Below are 1,616 nucleotides of genomic sequence, written 5' to 3' on the forward strand. Positions count from 1 at the left end.
TTTGATAACGAAAGTGGTATATTTCTCTCTTCTCTTCCGGAGTTTTAGCCACATAAATTTTGATTGAATTTTCAGTATTTACTATTGGGAAGGAATTTGTTTTTGTCTCATTGTTGATAATCATATTTCTCTCTCCTTTTGATAGTTTTTGACGACAGTTTTTTATTAAGGCTTACGTCTTCATAACTATCACCCCCTTAATTAAGGGTTATGGAGAAAAGTGTATAATTCCTGTAATAAATGTAAAAGAATGGTTAATGTTGTAATAATGTGAATTTCGCATAAAAAATAATAGCCCTTTTTCAGTTATTTACTCACTGAAAAAGAGCTGAAATAATTTAAGCTTTTACGAAGCCGGTAGATTAAAACTCACGGAAAAAGTAGTTCCTTTATCGCAGGTATCAATCTGGATACTGGCATTATGCCGGTGAGCAATTTGGTAGCAAATCGGCAGCCCAAGACCTGTGCCAGTATCCTTAGTTGTGAAGAATGGTGTACCCAAATTTTCCAGTATATACGGTGGTATTCCCGTTCCTTGGTCACTGACGGACAAAACAGCTTTGTTATTTTCGCAGAAAGTGCGAATAACCAGGTTACCGCCTGACGGCATTGCTTCAATACCGTTTCGTACTAAATTCAATAGCAATTGACGGATTTCATTTTCGTCTAACGGTAATTCGGGGATATCGCTAAGGTCAAGGGTTACATATACTTTGGAGGAATTGGCGTCTGCCTGTATCAACGGGAATAGCGCTTCAACGATGTGATTTAAAGAGTGTTTTTTTAAATTCGCAAATTTTTCACGAGACAAAGAGAGGTATTCCCGTATAATGTTATTGGCTCTGTCAATTTCCTCAATCATTAATTCAATTTTTTCTTTATCTGCCTGATACTTTTCTTTTCGACCCAGCACCTGTAAGTAACCGCGTACTGTGGTCATGGGATTTCTAATTTCATGAGCGACGGTTGCCGCCATACTACCTACCATATTCATCCTGTCGAGTGCTGAGGCCATTTGCTCCAGTTTTTTTCGCTGAGTGATATCGCGGATAATACCTTCCAACGCGATTAATTGGCTTTGTTGATCATAGATGGGAACACATTTTTGTTCAATCCAGATGGTAGATTTATCTTTTTTTAATATGCGTAATGTTAGCGGTTTTTCAACAGAGTACGGCAGATTACTGATGAAATCATCCAATAAGGGTCGATCATCAGGATGTACTAGCTCAAAAATTAATTGATTATTGCTGTAATATTTTTCAGGAGGATAACCAGTAGTTGTAAAAACTGAGGGGCTTATATATTCAAGAGTGGCTTCAGGAAGAAGACGATAATAATAAATTACGTCAATAGCATTTTCAGCTAATAGTTTATATTGAATTTCTTTGTTGGATAGATCAGTTCTAGTTTTTTCAAAAAATAATATCAAGGTTCCGATAGCAATGACTAGGCGCAATGTTCCGCCTATAGCATAGCCCCAGGGCAGAATCCATGAGCCATAAGCAATGAAAGGAAAGCTAAAATTGAGGAGACCTACGAGTATATAAGTCCAACCGACAACTAAGCGGCTAAACCTTGGTATCTTAGAATGACGTATATATTGTAAACCAACC

At 37.2% G+C, this 1,616-nt stretch carries 1 protein-coding gene; it reads right to left on the reverse strand.

Annotated features, from left to right (window positions below):
- Positions 1–346: 346 nt before the first annotated feature.
- The coding region (locus tag AC29Z1_RS16645; RefSeq protein ID WP_488272570.1) for an ATP-binding protein at positions 347–1,616 on the reverse strand (1,270 nt) is incomplete at its 5' end.

Source organism: Sporomusa sp. (assembly GCF_057736855.1).